We start from the raw sequence: 21,939 nt of genomic DNA on the forward strand, positions 1-21,939 counted from the left end.
CGCCCGGTGCCCAGCCGGTTTCCAGGGGGGGACGGGGTGGGGTGTGCCCCCATGGAGGACCCCGGTCGCTCTCGCACCGGCGACGGACCGCACCGCGCCTAGCCGCCTGCGGGTGGAACAGGGGACCTCGCCGTCCCGGCCGTCGAGCCGGTCTCCGCCGCGCCGTTGCGCAACCGGCTCGCATGGGCACCGGCCCAGCCAGTCGCGTGCTCGGCTGCCCGCCCGCCCGTCAGTGCGCTGCGAGGAGGCCGTCGAGCAGGGCTTGGAGTCCGTCGAGGTAGGTGTCCTCGGCGGTCAGTGCCGCCCAGCGGCCTGCGGCCTGTGCCAAACGGGGCAGTTCGTCCGGGTCGACGTCGGCGAAGACGCGCTCGCGGTAGGTGGGGCGGTCGTCGTCCGTGCGCCGCCGGGTCGCGGTGGTCCGGACGATGATCTCTCCGGCGGTGAAGTACCAGATCGCCCGGTAGCCGTGGACTGCGCGGTCGGGTGTCAGTCCGCAGGCGATCAGTCCGTCGAGGATCTGTTCGACGAACCACAGGGCGGATGTGGACATCAGGTCGTCGGCGGTCAGCACCTCGGTGATCCAGGGGCAGGCGGCCAGGGCCTCGTGGATCGCGGCGGCGGCCGCAAGGACCCGCCCGCGGGGGTCGCCGGGCAGTTCGGGGCGGCGCAGTGCCCGTTCGGCGTAGTCGTCCAGCAGGGCGACGAGCAGCTCGTCCTTGTTGCGGACGTGGTGGTAGAGCGCCATCGGCGTGGTGCCGATCTCCGTGGCCAGGCGGCGCATGGTCAGCCGGTCCACGCCGTCCGCGTCGACGATCCGTCGGGCTGTGGCGATGACCTGCTCGCGGGAGATCCGGGCAGGCCGGCCGAGGGTTCTGCGCGGTGCGGGCGATTGCGACATGCCCTCCATCTTTCCCCAGATGTCGACAGCGGCGGTCGTCCGGCGCTAGTTTTCTTACATGTATAGAAACTCGCCTGAGCGGCCCGGCGTGGTGCTTGCGGCCGCTGCCGTCGCCCAGTTCGTGTTCGCCCTCGACATGTCCGTGGTCAATGTCGCCCTGCCCGCGATCCGCACTGCCCTGGGGTTCGCACCGCTCGACCTGTCGTGGGTCGTGCACGTGTACGCGCTGTTCTTCGGCGGCCTGCTGCTGCTGGGAGGCTGCGCCTGCGACCTGTACGGCCGGCGCCGGATGTTCCTGCTGGGGCTGGCCGTCTTCGGGGTGTGCTCACTGGCCGGCGGGCTGGCTCAGGCCCCTTGGCAGTTGATCGCCGCGCGCGCCGGGCAGGGAGTGGGCGCCGCGGCAGCCGCACCGGCAGCGCTGGCGCTGCTCACCACCACGTTCGCGGAGGGCCCCGGACGCGTCCGGGCACTGGGAGTGTGGAGCGCGGTCAACGCGGCCGGCGGCGCGCTGGGCGTGCTGGCCGGCGGGCTGCTGACCGAGTACGCGGGCTGGCGTTGGGTCATGCTGATCAACCTGCCGTTCGTCGCCTTCGCCTCGGCCCTGGTCCTCGCGGGCGTGCCGTCCGAGGCAGCACCTGCCCGGCGGGAGAGACTCGACGTCCCCGGTGCGGTCCTGGCCTCCGGCGGAGTAGGGCTGCTGGTGCTCGCAGTCGTCCGCACCGACGCCCAAGGGTGGGGCTCCCCCGCGACGTGGGGGACCCTTGCCGCCGCAGGTGTCCTGCTGTCCGGCTTCGTCTTCGCCGAGTCCCGGGCCTCCGCGCCGCTGCTGCGCCTCGGGCTGCTGCGCAGCCGCTGGGTGGCCGGCGCGAACGTGCTGGTATTCCTGGCCGCGGCCGGGCAGTTCGCAGCGTTCTACTTCGTGTCCCTGTACATGCAGCAGGTCCTGGGCATGGGAGCTGCGGCAACCGGCGCCGCATTCCTGCCCTTCAGTGCGGGCCTGGTCGCGGGCACCGTCGTGGCGACCCGCATCACCGCGGCACGCGCCGCCCGTGCGTCCCTGGTGCCGGGCTCGCTGCTGGCCGCAGCGGGCCTGGCCTGGTTCGCCTGCATCAGCCCCGGCGGCAGCTTCCTCGCGGACGTACTGGGCCCGTCCCTCGTCACGAGCATCGGCGCCGGCCTGGTGCTGGCCCCGGTCGCCGCCGCCGCGACCACCGGTATCGCGCGACACGAGGCCGGCATGGCGTCCGGACTCATGAACAGCTCTCGCCAGCTCGGCGGATCCATCGGCCTGGCCGTCCTGGCCACCGTCGCTGCACACCGCACCGGCACGGACACCAGCCCGGCGGCCCTCAACGACGGCTACGCCCTGGCCCTGGCCGTCGCTGCCGGCCTCTTCGTCATCGCGGCCGTCGTGGCGGTCGTGGTGCTGCCCCGCGGCCGGACCGGCGCAGCGCACCCGCAGATGCCTGCCCCGGCAACGAGGCAGGCCGACAAGCAGTTGGAAGGAACAGCATCATGACCACCACCCTCGACCTGTTCGCCTCGGCCTTGCACTTCCACGCCGACGGCGACGTCCGAGTCGTCGAACGGCAGATGACAGGAGGCGACTCCGACGCCTGGCAGATCGCCGCCTTCCGCGTGGAGACCGACGCCGACGTCCACGCCGACCACTGGGAGATGCACCCCGAAGCCGACGAGGCCGTGTGCTGCCTGACCGGCGGCGTACGCCTCTATCTCCGGCCCGCCGAGCCCGGCGGCACCGAGGACATGGCGCAATTGCAGGCGGGCGACGCCGTCGTCGTCCCCCGCGGCCGCTGGCACCGGTTGGAGCTGGACGCTCCCAGCACTCTGATGTCGATCGGCCGACGCCACGGCACCCGCCTCGAACCACGGACCGCCACCCACTGAGCAGCCGCGGCCCGGCAGACACCCTGCTGGGCCGCCCCTGCCGGCGCAGCTGACTCTGCCCGCGAGATGGTTCCGACTCAAGGAGCCGCCACTGCGCGTTGACGGGCGGCAGGTTGCGCAGCTATGAGGGATGGCACGCCCGTCGGCTCGTTCGCACGACCGGGAGTGCGGAACGCGCATGAGACCGGAGCCGGGGACGATGGCCGGTGGGGGCGCCGATACATTGGCGGCTCTTTGTTCAGCCGTCTGCCGCTCCGACATCCTTCGGAAAGAACGTTCCGCAGGCGTAAGGCCGTCCGTCGCTTCGCCGTTGCCGTCCTCGTCCCTGCAGCGCTGCTGATCTCGGGCTGCGACAGAGATGAGTCGGGCGGTTCGACATCGGTGGGTCCACCACAGGCAGCGTGAACGCCCTGCGGCCATCCGCGGTTCCACGGCTGACGGCGGAACTGCGTCGAGTAGCGGATCCACCGGTCCCTCGTCGAAGTCGTCGCCGAAGCTCCAGGTTTCCGGAGTCGACGCACTGGCGAACTGCGGTCTGGCGGACGGCTACATGGAAGGGCCGAAGCCCGGCGTTCGGCGACGACTCGACGAACGTGGTGGTCCCCACCAAGGAAGGCCGCGTGACGTTGCATGTCGCCGAACCACGGCACCAGATGGCCCGCACCTCGTCCACCGCGACCATGGCCCCCGCGTGGCGCACCAGTTGGCCCGCCTGCTGGTGGCCGCACCGCATCGCACCGGAGGGCAGGCCCAGTTCATCGACCTGCCGGTGCGGCCGGAACCGTCCGACGGCTCCGCGAAGTTGTACAACTGGGCGCTGGAGAACCTGCACCAGCCCCTGACCGTCGAGCAGTTGGCACGCCGGGCGGGCGTGTCCCGCCGCACCCTCATCCGACGCTTCCACGCCGACACCGGCCTGCCGCCGATGCGGTGGCTGCTGGACGCGCGACTCGCCCGCGCACGTGAACTCCTCGAAACCAGCGGCCTGACCGTCGAGGCGGTCGCACGCCGTTGCGGCCTGGGGACGCCCGCCAACTTCCGGACGCTCTTCAAGGCCCGTGTCGGCGTACCGCCCAGCGTGTACCGCGACACGTTCCTGTCCGTGCCGCCGCCGCCCGACGGACAGTCGGAGGCAGGCGCGGACACGGCTTGAGTGCCGGCGGTGTGCGTGGCGGCTTGCTGGTGGTTGTGACGCCGATGACGTGGTTGTCGGCTGCCGTCAGATGATGCCGCCGTTGGCGCGGAGGGTCTGGCCGTTGACCCAGTGGCCCGCGGGGCTTGCGAGGAAGGCGACGACCTCGGCGATGTCCTCGGGTGTGCCGAGGCGTTCGAGCGGGGGCTGCTTGGCGAGTCGGTCGATCGTGTCCTGGTCCTTGCCGTCGAGGAAGAGGTCGGTGGCGGTCGGGCCGGGGGCGACGGCGTTGGCGGTGACGTCCCGGCCGCGGAGTTCTCGGGCGAGGATCTGCGTCATCGTCTCGACCGCGGCCTTGCCTGCGGCGTACGCGGCATAGCCGGGGAAGCGCAGCCCGACGACCGACGTGGAGAAGGTGACGATGGCACCGCCGGGCCGGACGCGGCGGGCGGCTTCGCGGGCCATGACGAAGGCACCGCGGACGTTCGTACGGTACTGGGCGTCCAGGTCGGCCAGGTCGAGGTCGGCGACTGGCGAAAGTGCCATCCGGCCCGCCGAGTTCACGACGACGTCGACGCCGCCGAACTCCCGCTCGGCGGCGTCGAACATGGCCGCCACGGCCTGTTCGTCGGCGACGTCGGCCCGAACCGCGACGGCCCGGCCGCCGGACGCCGTGACGGCGTCCACCACCTCGGCCGCGGCGTCCGCCGCCGACGTGTAGCCGACGACCACCGCGTAGCCCTGGCCGCCCAGCGTCTGGGCGACGGCTCGTCCGATCCCCCGGGATCCGCCGCTGACGACGGCGACGCGCTCGCTGTTCATGGGAAGTCTCCGATTCGGTCCGTTGTATCGGCGATATGAATGACTCGTATCGACGTTATGTATCGACGGTAGCACCGCGCGCGTACCGGCGCTAGCACTGACACGTATCATTGATTCCATGGTGGAGACGGAGCAGCTCAGGGCGCAGATGATCGAAGCCGCCGAGGGGCAGTTGGCGGCCTCGCCGGACTTCGACATCGCGACCCGGTCGGTCTGCGAGGCCGTGGGCGTGACCCAGCCGGTGCTGTACCGCCTGTTCGGTGACAAGCGCGGCCTGCTCGACGCGGTCGCCGACCACGGCTACGAGCGGTACGCGCAGCTGAAGGCGGCCCAGGAGCAGACCGGCGATCCCGTGGCCGACCTGCTGGCCGGCTGGGACGGCCACATGGCGTTCGCCCGGGACAACCCGGCGCTCTACCAGCTGATGTTCGCGCCGCGCCCGTGGTCGCACTCCCGAGCGCGCGACCGGGTGTTCGACCTCCTGGTCGCGGCCCTGGTGCGGTGTGCGGCAGTCGGCAGGCTGCGGATCGAACCACGGGCGGCGGCCGAAATGGCGCTCGCCGCGAATGTCGGGATCGCGCTCGACCACATCGCCGAACCCGCGCGGTTCGACAGCGTCGAACGCTCGCACCGACTCCGCGACGCGGTGTTCGCCCGCGTCCTCACCGAGAGCCCGGCGTCCGACGCGGCACGCGACGACGAGGATCCGGTACGCGCGGCCGCGCGGCGACTCCGCGCGCAACTGCAACTGGCCGCTGCCGACGCACTGGAGCCCGAGGAGTCGGCCCTGCTCCTCAGGTGGCTCGACCGGATGACGGGCAGCGGATCACGATGACCGGATGACCGGGGACCGAACGACCGGAGACCGAATGACCGGATCCGGGGCGGTGTGGTCGTGCCGTCCCGTCCGTTCGCGGCGCGACCACCAACTACCGGCGGAATACTGGGCGGTGGGATTCCCGGCGTGAAGGCCCGGCGTGATTCCGGTCGGTCGGTTTTCAGGACGCCGGTACGCCCTGGATACGGGCTGTCGCGGTCGCTACGGCTACGAGTTTGCCTTCCGGGGACAGGAGTTCGCCGGCCAGGAAGCAGACTTCCCTGCCGCGTTGGACGATTCGCCCGCGGCCGAGCAGGCGGCCGGGGCGGGCCGGACGCAGGAACTGCACGTGCAGGTCGAGCGTCGGTGCGAACTGGCCGTGGGGCAGGGTCGCGACGAGGGCCGGGCCCATCGTGTCGTCCAACATCGCGGCCAGGAACCCGCCTTGGACCACGCCTGCCGGGTTGAGGAAGCGTTCGGTGGCCTGGAAGGCGACTTCGATGGTGCCCTGTTCGGGGTCGACCGCGACCAGTTCCCACCCGAGCGTCTCCGCCGCGGGCGGCGGTGGGGTACGCCCCGCCAGGACGTCCCAGAACGGGCCCTGCCTCTCCGCATGAGTCGTCATGGGGGGACCCTAGTCCCGAGCACCCTCTCCGGCAGGGTGACGACGCCGCGAATTGCCGTGCCGAAATGCGTTGCCGGGTCCCCTACTTGACCCGGAGTGCGGAAACTCCGCAGCCGACGCGAATTTGACCTCCCTCATGCGGAAGGCCCCCTCGCGTGCGGCGCGGCGGCGGGTCACACTGGTGGCCATGAGTGCGACCCACTCGACGGAGCGCGGTGCGGCAATTCCACTGGAGATGACCGGACCGGCGGTGTACGCGGCCTTGTCCGACGAAGAACGGCGCAAGTTCGACCGGGAGTTCCACGACGCGCTGCACGTGGCGGCCGTGACGTACGACGTGGAACCGCTCAGCGAAGTGGTCCGAAGGTGGTGGATCGCCTCCGGCGGCGACCCCGCCGTGGCGCGAATCGACCGCGACACGGTGGCCGGACACGCCGATCACGCGCACTGCGTCCCGCAGGACGAAACCTGTTGCCGGCACACGGCGTTCGCCTTCGGCAACCAGGCGACGGCCATCATCGTGCGGTTCGAGGAGGCGTTCCGGAACGCCGCCGAGGAGGCCGCCGTGACGCTGGACCACCTCCCGCTGCGCTACCTGGCCTTCGGTTACCGGGTCACCGAGCGCCTGGGTCCGCAGTAGCCGCCGGAGTGTCGAAAGCGGGCCTGCTCGCGCTGTTCGTGGAGCGTGGCAACGACGAGCATCGTCCACTTGTCGCAGATCCGGTCCAGTACGGCGCGGTTGGCCTGATCCTGCCGCCGCTCACCGGCATCGCCGTCGGGCTCGCGATCGTCGCGCCCCCGCGACCCCCGGGCGCCACGGCATGACGACGCCGCCATTGGGCCGGATGGTCTGCCCGGTGACGAAGCGGGCGGCGTCGGAGGCGAGGTAGAGGATCGCCAGCGCGATGTCGCGGGGCTCGCCGATGACGCCAAGTGGGGCCTGGGCCGCGCGGTTCCCGATGGTTCGGGTGCGCGCGTCCTCGTCCACGGTGCCGTCGGGGGCGGTCCAATAGCCCTGGACCATGGGCGTGTCGATGAAGCCGGGCGCGACGGAGTTGACGCGTACGCCCGCCGGGCCGACCTCGACGGCCAGGGTACGCGTGAGCATGAGCACCGCCGCCTTGGTCAGGGCGTACGCCGAGATCCCCGGCGCCGGCATGTCCGCCCCGGCCGATGCCACGTTGACGATCGCACCCGAACCCTGGGCGGTCATCACGCGCGCGGCGGCCTGGCAGCCGAAGTACGTGCCCTTCAGGTTCACCCCGATGATCAGGTCCAACGTCTCCTCGGAGGTGTCGACCACCGGCGCGGAGCGGATCACGCCGGCGACGTTCGCCCAGACGTCGATGCGCCCGTGCTCGGCGACCGCGCGCTCCGCGAGGGCGGTGACCTGGGCGGCGTCGGTGACGTCGGTGGGGACGACGTCGGCGCGGCCGCCGCGGGAGCGTACGGCTTCCGCGGTCGCGGCCAACCCGGCGGCATCGACGTCGGCCAGCACGACGGCGGCGCCCGCCTCGGCCAGAACCACGGCCGTCTCGCGGCCGATGCCCGACGCGGCGCCGGTGACGACGGCCGCCTTACCCGGGAGCGTGAAGACGTCCGAGGGGTCAGAACCGCCGGTCATGGGCGCCTCCTGGGGGGAAGTTTTGATATACCGAAGGGCCTTTCGGTATTTCCACAGGGAGCGTGACGCGCACGACCGCAGAGCGCAAGGGCCGGCGGCCGGTGACGAACGCCGGCCCTTGCGCTCTGCGGTCAACCCGCCGGTCAGGTGGGTCGGTTCAGACCCCGGTGCAGTACACCGACTCGGCATCCTGGTTGAGCGCGCAGGCGCCCGGTGCCGGTTCAGGAACTCGGTTCAGGAACTCGGTTCACCGTGTCGGTTCAGGGAGTCGCGACCAGGCTCTCCCACCAAGGCGTCTGCACAGGCAGGCTGGTCGTGACCCGGTCGCCGGGGCGCGGCAGAGCGAGCGTCGTGCCGGTCGCCTTCGCCTCGCGGAGCAGCCGGTCGACCGGTTCCGCCCAGGGGTGCGGGGCCAGGTCGAACGTCGCCCAGTGCACCGGCAGGAGCAGGCGCCCGCCCAGGTCGAGATGTGCGGCGACGGCTTCTTCGGGGTCCATGTGGATGTCCGGCCAACTCGGGCTGTACGCACCGATCGGCATCAACGTGAGGTCGAACGGCCCGTGCTCCGCACCGATCTTGGCGTACCCGTCGAAGTAGCCGGAGTCCCCCGCGTAGAACACGCGGTGTCGGTCACCGGCCACCACCCACGAGCCCCAGAGGGTGTCGTTGCGGCGCAGCGTACGCCCGGAGAAGTGGCGGGCGGCGGTGGCCGTGAAGCGCAGCCCCGCGACGACGGCCTCTTCCTCCCAGTCCAGTTCGACAATGCGGTCCTCCGGGACGCCCCAGCGCGCCAAGTGCGCGCCGATACCGAGCGGGACCAGGAACGGCGCCGAGTGCGCCGCGAGGAGCGCCCGGATGGTGGCTCGGTCGAGGTGGTCGTAGTGGTCGTGCGAGATCACGACGGCGTCGGGCGCCGGGAGGTCGCCGAGCGGCACCGGAAGCGGGTGCAGGCGGCGCGGGCCCACGAGCTGCGAGGGCGAGACGCGTTCGCTCCACACGGGGTCGAACAGGATGCGGCGGCCTTCGAGTTCGACGAGCGTGCTGGCGTGCCCGTACCAAATCGCGCTCACGCCGTCGGCGGACGCCGGGGTGCTCGGCGCGGACACGAGCGGTACGTCGCCGACCGGATGCCGCAGCGCACGGTTGCGCGCCATCTCGCGCATGATCTGCGGCGCGCTGGTCGGGGACACCACACTCGCGGGCACCGCGTTGTGGAAGGACCCGTCGCGGAACTGCGGCGACCGCTGCATACGCGCCAGGCGCTCGCCGCTTGCCTTGCCGCCGAACTCGGCCGGGACGTCGCGCAGCGCCCACCCGGCGGCGGCCAGCGCCACTCCGCCGGTGACCAGGCCGCGCAGTGCTCGTGTTGCCATCGGGTCGCTCCTCGGTTCGCCTGGATGTTCAACCGCCGCAGGGCGCTCTGTGTTCCCGCGGGTGCCCGCAGTTATGCCGAGTTCCCGTTCTTCGTACGCTCCCCCGTGCCGCGCCGCACGAAGTCGTTGCCGTTCTCTCCCGGCATCCGTCCGGATTGCGGTGCCCGCGGTGCCCGTGGTGCGCGGATGTGCCCCTGGGGCCGCTGTCTCGACCGGAGGGACCGGGTACACGCCGGGCGGCGGGCGGGCGTAGTTCAATGGAGCGCATGTCCGACTCCGCGTCCACGGTCGCTGCCGTGGGTCCATTTGATTCCGCAGACACCCCTGGTACCGCCGATTCCGCCGTTCCCCTCGACGATGCCGCGCCCGCGTGGGAAAGGCGCTTCCGGGCTCCTCGGGTGAGCCTCCCCGACTGGGCGGAACACGCCCCCGACCGTTCGGTGTTCCTGTCGAACGCGTCGGGCACGTACGAGATCTACGCCTGGGACCGCGGCACCGGGGCGCAGCGGCAGGTCACCGACCGGGCCAACGGCACCACGACGGCCTCGATCGATCCGACCGGGGAATGGATCTGGTGGTTCGCGGATACCGACGGCGACGAGTTCGGCGTGTGGATGCGGCAGCCGTTCGGCGGCGGCCCCGACGTCGAGGCGGCGCCCGGCCTGGCGCCGTCGTACCCGGCGGGCCTGGCGATCGGGGCCGACGGCCTCGCGGTCGTCGCCCGGTCCACGGACGAGGACGGATCGACGGTCCACGTCGTACGCTCCGGGGCCGAGCCGGTCACCATCTACCGGCACCGCGAGTCGGCGGGCGTCTCGGCGCTGTCCGAGGACGACACGCTCGTCGTGATCGAGCACAGCGAGCACGGTGACACGATGCACCCGTCGCTGCGCGCGGTACGCCTGGACGGGTCGCTCGTCGCCGACCTGCACGACGGCCCACCTGGCGAGGCGCCCGCCTCCGGCCTGTCCTGCACCGGCTTCGCCCCGGTGTTCGGCGACTCCCGCGTGCTCGTGTCGCACCAGCGCCGCGGCCGCTGGGAGCCGATGATCTGGAACCCGCTGACCGGCGAGGAGCACGAGATCGACCTCGGGCTGCCGGGCGACGTGGGGGTGGACTGGTATCCGGACGCGAGCGCGCTGCTGGTCGAGCATGACCACCAGGCACGGTCCGAGTTGTACCGCTACGACCTCGCGACCGGCGCCCTCGAACGCCTCGCCACCCCGGCCGGCACCGTGCTGGGCGCCACCGCGCGCCCGGACGGGAGCGTCGAATACCTGTGGTCCAGCGGCGAACGCCCGAGTGAGCTGCGCTCGACGGGCGGCGGCACGGTGCTGGTGCCGCCCGGCGACCGGGCCCCCGGTTCGGTGGCGGTCGAGGACGCGTGGGTGGCGGGGCCCGGCGGTGTGATCCACGCGCTGGTGTCGCGGCCGGCCGGCGGGGAGGGCCCGTACCCGACGGTGTTCGAGGTGCACGGCGGCCCGACCGCGCACGACGAGGACCACTTCGCGCCCGGTGTCGCGGTGTGGATCGACCACGGCTTCGCGGTGGTCCGGGTCAACTACCGGGGCTCGACCGGCTACGGCAAGGAATGGACCGACGCGCTGCGCGAGCGGGTCGGCCTCATCGAGTTGGAGGACATCGCCGCGGTACGCGAGTGGGCCGTGTCGTCCGGGCTCGCCGACCCGGAGCGCCTCGTGCTGTCCGGGGGCTCGTGGGGCGGCTACCTGACGCTGCTGGGTCTGGGCGTCCAGCCGGAGAACTGGGCGCTGGGGCTCGCGGCCGTGCCGGTGGCCGACTATGTCGCGGCGTACGAGGACGAGATGGAGGCCCTGAAGGCGATGGACCGCACGCTCGTCGGCGGCACTCCCGATGAGGTCCCGGAGCGGTACGCGGCGTCGTCGCCGATCACGTACGTCGACCGCGTGCGTGTCCCGGTGTTCATCAGCGCGGGCCTCAACGACCCGCGCTGCCCGATCCGGCAGATCGAGAACTACGTGGCGCGGCTCGGCGAACTGGGCGCGGTGCACGAGGTCTACCGGTACGAGGCGGGACACGGCTCGGCGGTCGTCGAGGAGCGCATCCGGCAGGTGCGCAAGGAACTCGACTTCGTGAAGCGGCATCTGGAGATGCCCAAGAGCGTGTGAGCGGACGCGGGTTCGCGGACGGCTGCCGGGACCGGCGGCCGTCCGACCGCTCGCCGGGGAACGGTCAGGCGGAGACCTGGGGCTCCTGCTTCTGCTCCTGGTCCTGCCTCTGCTCCCGCCCCTGGCCCTGTTCCTGGCCCTGTTCCTGCGGTTCGAGGCCCAACTCGCGCAGCACGGCGGCCTCCTCGGCCTCCCGGCGCTCCTCGATCTCCCGCCGCACGACCCGCCACCACAGGAACACGGACGCACCCGCGAAGACGAACCACTGCGCGGTGTAGCCCAGGTTCTGCCAGGCGCGGCCCGAAATGCCGCCGCCCTTCTGCGCCTTGGCGGGCGGCACCGGCGTGAGCCCGGCCGGGGCGGCCGGCTCCTGCGCGCTCAGTGCCACGTACCCGTCGTAGATCGGGTACGGAAGGATGTTGACCAGGTCCGGCGGATTGATGAGGGAGACCTGTCCCGCGGGCAGCCCGACCTGGCGGTCGATCCCGGAGCCGTGCTCGGTCTCGGACAGTTCGAGGCGCCCGGTCACGCGGACGTCGCCCGTCGGTGCCGGCGGCACGGTCTCCGGCTGCGGGGCGCCGGGCACCCAGCCGCGGACGACGAGGAGGCGGTCGCCGCCGCCCTTCGGTTCGAGGGGCGTCAGGACGTACGAGCCGTCGCGCCCGTCGACCTCGCGGCCCGGCACGAGCAACTGGTTCGCGGCGTCGTAGCGGCCGTCCACGAAGACGTTGCGGCCGCGGTCGTCGGAGGTCACGCGTACGCCGCCGCGCAGTTGGTCCGCGAGCGCCACCGCCGGCTCGGCCGAGACCTTCGTCTCGGCGGCCTTCTCGGTGGACTTGCTGTGCTCGTTGTACCGCTGGAACTGCCACAGCCCGAGCGCCGCGCACACCGGGACGGCCACCAGTACGAGGACGTGGAAGGCCACCCAGCGCGGCTGCAAGAGGAAGCGGTGCACGCAACCACGGTAACCGGGGCGGGAGGGTCCGCAGTCCCTCGGGTCCGGTCAGGCCTTGGGGTACGCCCCGGACAGGTACACGTCCGTGCGGTACACCACACCGCCGCACGCCGCCGTCAGCCGGACCTCGGCCAGCTTCACGCCGCCGTCCGAGAGGGCGTAGCCGAGCGCGGGCACGGGCGGCGGCGGACCGGGCGGGTCGCCGGGCGTACAGCTGCCCCCGGCGCCGGTGCCGGCCGTCGGCTGCCACGCGAACTGGAACTCGTACGCCGCGCCCTTGCGCACCGTCAGCGGTCCGGTCGGAGCGGCCACCTCCGGCAGGCGTACCGCGGGGTCCGAGCTCTGGTGCACGATCACCGACACCTGGATCGGCGGATTGCCGGGCGGGGCCGCGACCATGACGTTGCCGGGACCGCCGATCGAGCAGTCGCGCCGCGAGGTGTTGCGGATCTCGACGACGCCGTACGCGATGCCGTCGGCCCCCGGCGAGCCGAGCACCGTGGCCGGCCCCTGCTCAAGATCGTTGACGGTGCACGCGGGTGCCGGAGGCGGCGTGGTGGCACCGGTCGGCCCGACGGTCGCGGTGGCCGTGGTCGGCGTGATCGTCGGCCCGGCGGTGGCGGACGGCACGGAGGCCGGCGGTGTCGGGATGAGGCCGAACGTGGGCAGCGCGGTCGGCGTCGAGGGCGTGTTCAGGGTGGACACGCTCGCCGGCGGATTGTCGCCGTCGTCCTTGCCGGAGCTGCTCGAACCGAGCGACCCGTGGCCGTCCTTGTTGCCCTCGCCGTCGTCGTCCGCACCGTTGCCGTTGGCGTTTTCGACGTCGTTTTCGCCGGAGTCCGCGTCGGCCTGCGTACCGCTCTTCTGGGTCGTCTGGTCGGTGATGACCGCGGTCCGCACGACCGGCGTCGCGACGGCGAGCACGGCGACGGTGCCGACCGTGGTCAGGACCATCGCACGGCGCCGCCTGCGTCGCGCGGGCACCGCGGCACGCAGCCGGTCCAGCGCGTCGGGTGCCGGACGGATGTCCGACACCGCGTCGTTCAGTCTGCGGCGCAGCTCGAAGGGCAGGCCGTCGTCGGGCATCTCGTCACCGGACCGCCCGCCGGCCGCCCCCCGGTCCTCGTTCATCGCGCTCACGACGTCTCCATCCGGGCCCGCAACGCCTCAAGCCCCCGCGAACCGTATGCCTTCACCGAACCGACCGACAGTCCAAGCAGGTCAGCCACCTGAACCTCCGTCAGATCCGCGTAGTAGCGCAGCACGATCACCTCACGCTGCCTTCTCGGCAGTTCGCGCAGCACCCTGACCAGGGCATCGCGCTCCAGCACACTGTGCGCACCTTCCTCCGCGGCCGGTTCGTCCGCCGCGGGCCGGGGCATCAGACGCAAGGCCATCAGCCTGCGGCGCAGCGTCGACCGCGAGAGGTTCACGACAGTCTGCCGCAGGTACGCCAGCGTCTTGTCCGGTTCCCGCAGTCGGTGCCGGGCGACATGGACGCGGACGAAAGCCTCCTGCACGACGTCCTCGCACGAGTGCGGGTCGTCGAGCAGCAGCGCGGCGAGCCTGAGCAGTGTGCCGTAGTGCGCACGGTATGTCTCGGTCAGCAGATCAACGGAGACCCCCGCACCGTCGGACGCCTCCGCGGCCGACATGGTTCTCCGTTCCGGACTTTCGGCGGATCGGCCGGGGCCGGCCTCCGGCGCGGTGTCGGGGACGGTGTCGGACGCCACGTCAGAAACCGCGTACCCGAGCAGCGAGTCCATGGACTCCCATCCGCCCCCCGGCGGATCGGAGGCCGACGGCGAGACCGCCGCGGACCCGGGGACCGGCACGTCGACAGGCGGGCGCGCAGGGCGGACGCCCCGCTTGACCCGTGGTTCCACCCCCACCAACTCCGCCACGAACGTTAGACACCCAGTCGCCCCGGAAGGTTGTTCGGAAAGTTCCCGGGAAGTCGTCGGGGGCCACCGGGTCGCTCCGGGAAAATCAGGTTGTCGGCCTGGGGAGACACGCTACTGCGTGACGGCCCGTCAGGGAGGGGCTTCTTGAGGGTCGAGACGTCGCGGTACGGGCGGACGGGCGGACACGCGCGACGCCCCCGGTCCCGCGGGTGCGGGATCGGGGGCGTCGGTCGTACGCGCGTACGCGGTCGGCCCTGCCGGCTTGGCCTGCTGGGCCTGCTGGGCCTGGCCCGCTCGGTCAGGAGCAGGACCGCTCGGTCAGCCCTGCTCGCTCAGCTCGGCCGCGATCAGCTCGGCGATCTGGGCGGTGTTGAGTGCCGCGCCCTTGCGGAGGTTGTCACCGCACATGAACATCTCGAGCGTGTTCGGGAAGTCCAGCGCCTGACGTACGCGGCCGACCCAGGTCGGGTCCGTGCCGACGACGTCCGCCGGCGTCGGGAACTCGCCGTTGGCCGGGTCGTCGCACAGCACGACACCGGGCGCCTCGGCCAGGATCTCGTGGGCGCGCGCCACCGTGACGTCGTTCTCGAACACCGCGTGCACGGTCAGCGAGTGCGTCGTGATCACCGGGACCCGGACACAGGTCGCGGAGACCTTGAGGTCCGGCAGGCCGAGGATCTTGCGGGACTCGTTGCGGACCTTGAGCTCCTCGGACGACCAGCCGTCGTCCTTGAGCGAGCCGGCCCACGGCACCACGTTGAGCGCGAGCGGCGCCGGGAACGGGCCGAACTCGCCCACCGCGCGGCGTACGTCGCCCGGCTGCGTGCCGAGCGTGGCCGAGCCCGCGACCTTGGCGAGCTGCTCGCGCAGCGTGTCGATGCCGGGCTGGCCGGCCCCCGACGCCGCCTGGTACGACGACACGACCAGCTCGCGCAGCCCCAGTTCGGCGTGCAGCGCGCCGATGGCGACGACCATGCTCAGCGTCGTGCAGTTCGGGTTCGCGATGATGCCGCGCGGACGGATGCGCGCCGCGGCCGGGTTGACCTCGGGCACCACGAGCGGGACCTCGGGGTCCATGCGGAACGCGCCCGAGTTGTCGACCGCGACCGCGCCCTTGGCGGCGGCGATCGGCGCCCACTGCGCGGACACCTCGTCGGGCACGTCGAACATCGCGACGTCGACGCCCTCGAAGCACTCCTCGGAGAGCGCCTGGACCTCGACCTCCTCGCCGCGTACGACGAGCTTCTTGCCGGCCGAGCGGGCGGAGGCGATGAGGCGGATCTCGCCCCAGACGTCCTGGCGCGTCGACAGCAGTTCGAGCATCACGGTGCCGACCGCGCCGGTCGCGCCGACGAGGGCGAGGGTGGGCTTGCGGGTACTGCTGGCGGCGCTCATCGGCCGGTACCTCCGTAGACGACGGCCTCCTCGGACTCGGCGTCGAGGCCGAATGCGGTGTGGACGGCCTGGATTGCGGTGGGCACCTGGTCGGCGCGGCAGACCACCGAGATGCGGATCTCGGACGTCGAGATCAGCTCGATGTTGACGCCGGCGTTGGACAGCGCCTCGAAGAACTCGGCGGTGACCCCGGGGTGCGAGCGCATCCCGGCGCCGACCAGCGAGATCTTGCCGATCTGGTCGTCGTACTGGAGGGACTCGAAGCCGATGCCCTCCTGGACCTTGGTCAGCGACTCGATCGCCTTGTGTCCGTCGGTCATGGGCAGCGTGAAGGAGATGTCGGTGCGACCCGTCGACGCGGCCGACACGTTCTGCACGACCATGTCGATGTTGATCTCGGCGTCGGCCACCGTGCGGAAGATCTTCGCGGCCTCGCCCGGCTTGTCCGGGACCCCGACCACGGTGACCTTGGCCTCGCTGGTGTCGTGGGCGACACCGGAGATGATCGCCTGCTCCACGTCGTCCCCTTCGGACTCGCTTCGTACCCAGGTGCCCTCGAGTCCGGAGAAGGACGAGCGCACGTGGACGGGCATGTTGTAACGGCGCGCGTACTCGACGCACCGCAGGTGCAGCACCTTGGAACCGCTCGCCGCCAGCTCCAGCATCTCCTGGTAGCTGATGCGGTCGATCTTGCGGGCCTTCTTCACCACGCGGGGGTCGGCGGTGAACACGCCGTCGACGTCCGTGTAGATCTCGCAGACCTGCGCGTCGAGGGCGGCGGCCAGCGCGACCGCGGTGGTGTCCGAGCCGCCGCGGCCCAGGGTGGTGATGTCCTTCGTGTCCTGCGACACGCCCTGGAAGCCGGCGACGATCGCCACGGCGTCCTCGTCGAGCGCGGAGCGGATGCGGCCGGGCGTCACGTCGATGATGCGCGCTTTGTTGTGGACGGAGTCGGTGATGACACCCGCCTGGCTGCCGGTGAACGACCGGGCCTCGACACCGAGGTTTTTGATCGCCATCGCCAGGAGTGCCATCGAGATCCGCTCACCCGAGGTGAGCAGCATGTCGAGCTCGCGGCCGGCAGGGATGGGACTCACCTGCTGCGCGAGATCGATGAGCTCGTCCGTCGTGTCACCCATGGCGGACACCACCACGACCACTTCGTGGCCGAGCTTCTTGGTGTCGACGATCCGCTTGGCGACGCGCTTGATGCCTTCGGCATCGGCAACGGAGGAGCCTCCGTACTTCTGCACGACAAGGCCCACGTGCGCTCCTCGTTTCGTGTTTGCTGCGGTCGGCACAGTCTAACGAGGCGGCCGGGGGACCCAACCTCTATTCACATAGTGAGACGTACGTATCACTTTTTGAACAGAGTGGAGTGAAGGCCGCCAAATGTGGCGTACGGACGACCGAAACCGCGAAAAGCTGCGGTTCCGGTTGTCCGCTGCCAGGACCTGCCGTCCCGTTCCCCGGTGGCCCGCGCCGGCGAATGTCAGGGGCCGTTGGAGCTGTACGGGAGCTGTCCGGGAGCCGTTCGGGCTGTTCGGGCTGTGTTCGGGCTGTTCGGGCTTTATGCGAGTTTCAGGGAGTTTGCGGGCCGCCGAGCACGACGGCGTCGTCCAGCTGCTCCGCGAGCTCGTCGGCCAACTCGTCGCCCAGCGCGTCGTCGACCGCGGACTCCAGGCCCTCGGCGGAGGCCGCGTCGAGGCGAGCGTGCGCGACGACGGACTGCAGCGCGCGCAGCACCGCGCTGGCGGTCGCACCCCAGTTGGCGAGGTAGGAGAACTGCCACCACCACAACGCCTCGGTCGTACGCCCGGCCCGGTGGTGGGCGAGCCCGTGCATCAGGTCGGTGACCACATCCGCCATGTCGTCGGAGATGCGGAAGGCGACCGGTTTGGGGCGCGGCGTGTACGGGTCGAAGACCTCGTAGTACACGTCGATCGGTTCGAGCAGGACGGACAGCGACGAGCGCAGCGCGTCCACATCGGGGTCCGGGCCCGAATCGGGCTCGAAGCGCTCGTCGGGCACGACGTCGGCGATCGCGCCGAGTCGGCCGCCGGCGAGCATCAGCTGCGAGACCTCCAGCAGCAGCATCGACACGGCCGCCCCGGGCTCCTCGCCGCGGGCCACCTCCGTGACAGCCACCACGAAGCTCTCGATCTGGTCGGCGATTTCCGCGGTGAAGTCGGTCAGGTCGTCGTCAGACATCGAGCAGTCGTCTCCCCTCAAAGGCACGCCCGAGGGTCACCTCGTCGGCGTACTCCAGGTCACCCCCCACCGGCAGCCCGCTGGCCAGCCGGGTCACTTTGAGACCCATCGGCTTGCACAGGCGGGCCAGGTACGTCGCCGTCGCCTCTCCTTCCAGGTTCGGGTCGGTCGCCAGGATGAGCTCGGTCACCGTGCCGTCCGCGAGCCGGGTCATCAGCTCGCGGATGCGCAGGTCGTCGGGGCCGACGCCCTCGATGGGGCTGATCGCGCCGCCGAGCACGTGGTATTTGCCGCGGAACTCGCGCGTCTTCTCGACCGCGACGACGTCCTTCGATTCCTCGACGACGCAGATGACCGCGGGGTCGCGGCGCGGGTCGAGGCAGATGCGGCACTGGTCGGCTTCGGCGACGTTGCCGCAGGTGGTGCAGAAGCGGACCTTGTCCTTGACCTCGACGAGGGCGTTCACCAGGCGGCGTACGTCGGCGGGGTCGGCGGCGAGGAGGTGGAAGGCGATGCGCTGCGCACTCTTCGGACCGACGCCGGGCAGGCGGCCCAGCTCGTCGATGAGGTCCTGTACGGCGCCTTCGTACACCTGCGGGCTCCTCGGCTCGGGCTGCTCGGGCTGGTGGTGTGCTTCTGCGGGTGGTGCTGCGGTGTCTGCGGTGGTGCTGCGGTGGTGCTGCGGTGTCTGCGGTAATGCTGCGGTGGTGCTGGATGTTGCCTGGCGGTGCCGTCGTGGTGCTGTGTTGCCTTGCTGTGCTGCCTTGCTGTGTTGCCTTGCTGTGCCTGCCGCGTCGTTGTGTTGTGCGGCTGTCGTGCCGTACGGCTACATGCCCGGCAGGCCCAGACCGCCGAGGCCGCCACCGCCGCCCAGACCCTGGGCCAGCGGACCCATGGTGCGGGAGGCGAGTTCCGCGGCGGCGCGGTTGGCGTCGCGGACGGCGGCGACGATCAGATCGCCGAGTGTCTCCGTGTCCTCAGGATCCACCGCCTTGGGCGAGATCTCCAGAGCGAGCAGCTCACCGGCGCCGTTGACGGTCGCGGTGACGAGGCCGCCGCCGGCGGTGCCCTTCACCTGCGTACGCGCAAGCTCCTCCTGCGCGGCCATCAGGTCCTGCTGCATCTTCTGCGCCTGCTGCAGCAATTGCTGCATGTCGGGCTGGCCTCCACCGGGAAACACTTGACGCACCCTTCGTCGCTGACCGCGGCAGCCCGGATCGCGGCTGCCACTTGGGCTTGAGACTACGGGGTGGAGAGGTGTGGCGCTGTTAAGAGGCGCGCGGGAGGGGTGGCGTTGGGCGGCGCGTCCGATGCGATCATCACACCGGGTGCACGGGCCGCTGCTCAGTGCCCGGGAGTCTCCTCGATGACGGTCGCGCCCAGCTCCCGCGCCAGCAGCTCGTGGCTGCTGACGCCGCCGAAATCGACCTCTTCGTCCTCGTACGACCCGGCGTCCGCATAGTCGACCGCGTCGTCCGGGGGCGGCTCGTCGGCCGGGCCGGGCATGTACTCGGGGACGGGCGGCTCGTACGCGTCCATCGGCGGAGGCGGCTCCTCCGCATACGGCGGCGCGACGGGCCGCGACGCGGGCGCCGGAACCGCGGCCACCGGCCCCGCCGGCGCGGACATCGGCGGGGCTGCCTGCGCCATGACCGCCTGGGCCGTCTGCTGCTGCGGCGGACGCGACGTCGCGGGCCACGCCCCCGGGGCCTGCTGAGCCGAGGCCTGCTGGGTGGGAGCCTGCGGCGCCTGGGCCGCCAGGGGCTGCGCGGGCGCGGAGGCCTGCTGCGTACGCCCGCCACCGCCACCGCCGCCGAAACCGCCGCCCGAGCCGCCACCGGACGCAAAACCGCCGCCCGGTCCCGAACCGCCGCCGCCGGGCCCCGAGCCGCCGCCCGTTCCCGGGTCGACGATGCACTCGATACGCCACTCCACGCCGACCGCGTCCATCACGGCCTGGCGCAACACCTCGTCGTGCCCGCTGTTGACGAACCCGTCGCGGGCCCCGGCGTGCTCGAACGACACCTGAAGCGTCGACCCGTCGAACCCGGCCACGCCCGCGCGCTGGAGCAGCACCCAGGTCACACGCTTGCGCCGCGCGACGGCCTCTATGATCTGCGGCCACATTCCGCGGACGCGGTTCACATCCCCGCCGCCTCCCGAAGCCTGCGGCTGCGGCTGGGACGAAGGCTGCGCCCGCACCGCCGCGGGTGCTCCCCCCGGGGCGGCGGCCTGCTGCGGCTGAACCGGCTGCGGCTGTGACTGCTGTTGTTGCTGTTGTTGTTGCTGCGGTGGACGCGACGTCGTCGGCCAGGCGCCGGGCGCCTTCGCGGCCGAGCCGGCCACAGCCGCTGCGGGCTCGGCAGCGGCGGGCACCGGAGCCGGGGCCTCGCGGGGCGGCGCGGCAGGGCGTACCGCAGGCGCACGCTGCACAGGCGGCGCTTCCTCGAACCCGCCGCCCCCGGACCCCATGCCACCGCCCGCCGGGCCGGCCGACCCACCGAACGCGTTGCCGGGCGGCCCGAGTTCGACGCGGCGCTCCAGCCGATCGAGCCGCGCCCCGAGGGACTGCTCGTCCGCCCCGGCGCCGGGCAACAGCACACGCGCGCAAATGAGTTCGAGCTGTAGGCGCGGCGAGGTCGCCCCGCGCATCTCCGTCAGCCCGGCATTGACGATGTCCGCCGCACGCGTCAACTCCGCCTGCCCGAAGGAGCGCGCCTGCGCGACCATGCGCTGCAACTGGTCACCGGGTACGTCGATGAGCCCCTTGTCGGCCGCATCCGGCACCGCGGCCAGGATCACCAGGTCCCGCAGCCTCGACAACAGGTCCGCCACGAAGCGCCGAGGGTCGAACCCGCCCTCGATCACCCGGTCGATCACCTGGAACGCCGCCGCCCCGTCCCGCGCCGCGAACGCCTCCGCCACGTCGTCGAGCAGCGCCCGGTCGGTGAACCCGAGCAGCGACGTCGCCATCGCGTACGTCACACCGCCCTCGTCGGCCCCGGCCAGCAGCTGGTCCATGACCGACATCGAGTCACGCACCGACCCCGCGCCGGCCTGCACGACCAGCGGGAAGACCTCCTTGTCGACCGAGATGCCCTCGGTCGAGCACACCTGCTCCAGATAGTCGCGCAGCACACCGGGCGGCACGAGGCGGAACGGGTAGTGGTGCGTACGCGACCGGATCGTCCCGATGACCTTCTCGGGCTCGGTCGTCGCAAAGATGAACTTCAGGTGCTCCGGCGGCTCTTCGACCACCTTCAGCAACGCGTTGAAGCCCGCCGACGTGACCATGTGGGCCTCGTCGATGATGTAGATCTTGTAGCGCGAGTTGACCGGCGCGAAGAACGCCTTCTCCCGCAGATCACGCGCATCGTCCACACCACCGTGCGACGCCGCGTCGATCTCGATGACGTCGATGCTCCCCGGCCCGCCCCGCGCGAGGTCCTCGCACGACCGGCACTCACCACACGGCGTCGGCGTCGGGCCCTTCTCACAGTTCAGGCACCGGGCGAGAATGCGCGCACTGGTCGTCTTGCCGCACCCCCGTGGCCCGCTGAACAGGTACGCGTGGTTCACGCGGTTGTTCCGCAAGGCCTGCTGCAGGGGATCCGTCACGTGCTCCTGCCCGATGACCTCGGCATAGGTCTCGGGGCGATAGCGACGGTAAAGGGCAAGCGACACGACGACGACGATAGCCGGACCGACCCACATCCGGAGCCAAGCCACGTCCGGCGCCCGTCACCACGCCCCGGGAACGCTGAAGACCCCCCGCGCACCCGACAGAGCCCGCCTACCCTTGCTGCCTTCCGGCCCTGGGGGGGTTTAGCAGGATGCCGCCACACGGGGGGTCCGCGCCTACAGTACCCGAACCGCGGCCCCCCGCGCTCCCACCACTCCCCCACCCACCGCCCCCGGATACTCGTGCGCGACCACCCCGAACCCTCCGGTAAGCTGTCCGGCGGAGGATTCGCCTAGTGGCCTAGGGCGCACGCTTGGAAAGCGTGTTGGGGGCAACCCCTCACGAGTTCGAATCTCGTATCCTCCGCCAGCCTGAACAGGCAAAGCGTCGGCCGGTCGTCTTCCCGTTCGGGCACGGGCTGAGTTACACCGACTTCGAGTACCGGG

At 71.6% G+C, this 21,939-nt stretch carries 20 protein-coding genes, 1 tRNA gene and 1 other RNA gene; 7 read left to right on the top strand and 15 right to left on the bottom strand.

From position 1 onward, the window contains the following. Nucleotides 1-229 precede the first annotated feature (229 nt). Nucleotides 230-898, bottom strand: a complete 669-nt coding sequence (locus AB0C36_RS07295) for a TetR/AcrR family transcriptional regulator (protein ID WP_358350541.1) — start codon at nucleotides 896-898, stop codon at nucleotides 230-232. 58 nt (nucleotides 899-956) lie between these two features. Here AB0C36_RS07295 and AB0C36_RS07300 point away from each other — a divergent pair, with 58 nt between their 5' ends. The 3 genes from AB0C36_RS07300 to AB0C36_RS07310 all read left to right on the top strand — a co-directional run bounded on the left by AB0C36_RS07300 (nucleotide 957) and on the right by AB0C36_RS07310 (nucleotide 3,959). Beyond that, nucleotides 957-2,417 carry an MFS transporter gene (locus tag AB0C36_RS07300; RefSeq protein ID WP_358350544.1) on the top strand — a complete coding sequence of 487 codons (1,461 nt, stop codon included), beginning with the start codon at nucleotides 957-959 and terminating at the stop codon, nucleotides 2,415-2,417. Next, entirely contained in the window at nucleotides 2,414-2,806 is a 393-nt protein-coding gene (locus AB0C36_RS07305) for a cupin (RefSeq protein ID WP_358350547.1), read from the top strand. Before AB0C36_RS07300 ends, AB0C36_RS07305 begins: the two co-directional genes overlap by 4 nt. Before the next feature lie 691 nt (nucleotides 2,807-3,497). Further along, a complete protein-coding gene (locus AB0C36_RS07310; RefSeq protein WP_358350549.1) occupies nucleotides 3,498-3,959 on the top strand; it encodes a GlxA family transcriptional regulator in 462 nt (153 codons plus the stop codon). A 66-nt stretch (nucleotides 3,960-4,025) separates the two neighbouring features. Here AB0C36_RS07310 and AB0C36_RS07315 read toward each other — a convergent pair whose 3' ends face one another. Beyond that, a complete protein-coding gene (locus tag AB0C36_RS07315) occupies nucleotides 4,026-4,760 on the bottom strand; it encodes an SDR family oxidoreductase (protein WP_358350552.1) in 735 nt (244 codons plus the stop codon). 118 nt (nucleotides 4,761-4,878) lie between these two features. On the opposite strand from AB0C36_RS07315, the gene AB0C36_RS07320 reads away from it, so the two are divergent. Beyond that, nucleotides 4,879-5,595 (top strand): TetR/AcrR family transcriptional regulator, encoded by a 717-nt coding sequence (locus tag AB0C36_RS07320; protein WP_358350554.1) that lies wholly within the window; start codon nucleotides 4,879-4,881, stop codon nucleotides 5,593-5,595. Nucleotides 5,596-5,758: 163 nt separating this feature from the next. Here AB0C36_RS07320 and AB0C36_RS07325 read toward each other — a convergent pair whose 3' ends face one another. Further along, nucleotides 5,759-6,202, bottom strand: a complete 444-nt coding sequence (locus AB0C36_RS07325; protein ID WP_358350556.1) for a PaaI family thioesterase — start codon at nucleotides 6,200-6,202, stop codon at nucleotides 5,759-5,761. A 187-nt stretch (nucleotides 6,203-6,389) separates the two neighbouring features. Between AB0C36_RS07325 and AB0C36_RS07330 the strand changes: the two genes are divergently transcribed. Next, nucleotides 6,390-6,842 (top strand): DUF6247 family protein, encoded by a 453-nt coding sequence (locus AB0C36_RS07330; RefSeq protein WP_358350559.1) that lies wholly within the window; start codon nucleotides 6,390-6,392, stop codon nucleotides 6,840-6,842. Nucleotides 6,843-6,962: 120 nt separating this feature from the next. Here AB0C36_RS07330 and AB0C36_RS07335 read toward each other — a convergent pair whose 3' ends face one another. Next, nucleotides 6,963-7,826 carry an SDR family NAD(P)-dependent oxidoreductase gene (locus AB0C36_RS07335; RefSeq protein WP_358350562.1) on the bottom strand — a complete coding sequence of 288 codons (864 nt, stop codon included), beginning with the start codon at nucleotides 7,824-7,826 and terminating at the stop codon, nucleotides 6,963-6,965. Between the two features lie 260 nt (nucleotides 7,827-8,086). Continuing rightward, the gene (locus tag AB0C36_RS07340; protein WP_358350565.1) at nucleotides 8,087-9,199 is read right to left on the bottom strand and encodes an MBL fold metallo-hydrolase; all 1,113 of its coding nucleotides are present in this window, start codon (nucleotides 9,197-9,199) and stop codon (nucleotides 8,087-8,089) included. 266 nt (nucleotides 9,200-9,465) lie between these two features. Between AB0C36_RS07340 and AB0C36_RS07345 the strand changes: the two genes are divergently transcribed. Beyond that, the gene (locus AB0C36_RS07345; protein ID WP_435839000.1) at nucleotides 9,466-11,346 is read left to right on the top strand and encodes a S9 family peptidase; all 1,881 of its coding nucleotides are present in this window, start codon (nucleotides 9,466-9,468) and stop codon (nucleotides 11,344-11,346) included. Nucleotides 11,347-11,410: 64 nt separating this feature from the next. On the opposite strand, the gene AB0C36_RS07350 is transcribed toward AB0C36_RS07345, so the two are convergent. The 10 genes from AB0C36_RS07350 to ffs form a co-directional block, all read right to left on the bottom strand. After that, nucleotides 11,411-12,301: an SURF1 family protein gene (locus AB0C36_RS07350; RefSeq protein ID WP_358350571.1), complete on the bottom strand. Its 891-nt coding sequence runs from the start codon at nucleotides 12,299-12,301 to the stop codon at nucleotides 11,411-11,413. Between the two features lie 48 nt (nucleotides 12,302-12,349). Beyond that, nucleotides 12,350-13,441 (bottom strand): hypothetical protein, encoded by a 1,092-nt coding sequence (locus AB0C36_RS07355; RefSeq protein WP_358350574.1) that lies wholly within the window; start codon nucleotides 13,439-13,441, stop codon nucleotides 12,350-12,352. Further along, complete coding sequence (locus tag AB0C36_RS07360) at nucleotides 13,438-13,956, bottom strand: SigE family RNA polymerase sigma factor (protein WP_358350577.1); 519 nt, start codon at nucleotides 13,954-13,956, stop codon at nucleotides 13,438-13,440. Before AB0C36_RS07360 ends, AB0C36_RS07355 begins: the two co-directional genes overlap by 4 nt. 567 nt (nucleotides 13,957-14,523) lie before the next feature. Beyond that, nucleotides 14,524-15,600 (bottom strand): aspartate-semialdehyde dehydrogenase, encoded by a 1,077-nt coding sequence (locus AB0C36_RS07365; RefSeq protein WP_358350580.1) that lies wholly within the window; start codon nucleotides 15,598-15,600, stop codon nucleotides 14,524-14,526. After that, the gene (locus AB0C36_RS07370; protein ID WP_358350582.1) at nucleotides 15,597-16,865 is read right to left on the bottom strand and encodes an aspartate kinase; all 1,269 of its coding nucleotides are present in this window, start codon (nucleotides 16,863-16,865) and stop codon (nucleotides 15,597-15,599) included. The genes AB0C36_RS07365 and AB0C36_RS07370 overlap by 4 nt, the downstream gene beginning before the upstream one ends. Before the next feature lie 316 nt (nucleotides 16,866-17,181). Then, nucleotides 17,182-17,811: a DUF5063 domain-containing protein gene (locus AB0C36_RS07375; RefSeq protein ID WP_358350585.1), complete on the bottom strand. Its 630-nt coding sequence runs from the start codon at nucleotides 17,809-17,811 to the stop codon at nucleotides 17,182-17,184. Next, nucleotides 17,804-18,403 carry a recombination mediator RecR gene (gene recR / locus AB0C36_RS07380; protein ID WP_358350587.1) on the bottom strand — a complete coding sequence of 200 codons (600 nt, stop codon included), beginning with the start codon at nucleotides 18,401-18,403 and terminating at the stop codon, nucleotides 17,804-17,806. The genes AB0C36_RS07375 and recR overlap by 8 nt, the downstream gene beginning before the upstream one ends. 234 nt (nucleotides 18,404-18,637) lie before the next feature. Then, nucleotides 18,638-18,991, bottom strand: coding sequence for a YbaB/EbfC family nucleoid-associated protein (locus tag AB0C36_RS07385; RefSeq protein ID WP_358350589.1), 354 nt, complete (start codon nucleotides 18,989-18,991; stop codon nucleotides 18,638-18,640). Nucleotides 18,992-19,155: 164 nt separating this feature from the next. Continuing rightward, nucleotides 19,156-21,525 carry a DNA polymerase III subunit gamma and tau gene (locus AB0C36_RS07390; protein ID WP_358350599.1) on the bottom strand — a complete coding sequence of 790 codons (2,370 nt, stop codon included), beginning with the start codon at nucleotides 21,523-21,525 and terminating at the stop codon, nucleotides 19,156-19,158. A 45-nt stretch (nucleotides 21,526-21,570) separates the two neighbouring features. Then, nucleotides 21,571-21,667, bottom strand: an RNA gene (ffs, locus tag AB0C36_RS07395) — signal recognition particle sRNA small type. A 107-nt stretch (nucleotides 21,668-21,774) separates the two neighbouring features. Here ffs and AB0C36_RS07400 point away from each other — a divergent pair. After that, nucleotides 21,775-21,862 (top strand) — tRNA-Ser (locus AB0C36_RS07400). Nucleotides 21,863-21,939: the final 77 nt, after the last annotated feature.

The sequence above is a fragment of the Streptodolium elevatio genome (assembly GCF_040649515.1).
GTDB classification, from domain to species: Bacteria; Actinomycetota; Actinomycetes; order Streptomycetales; family Streptomycetaceae; genus Yinghuangia; species Yinghuangia elevatio.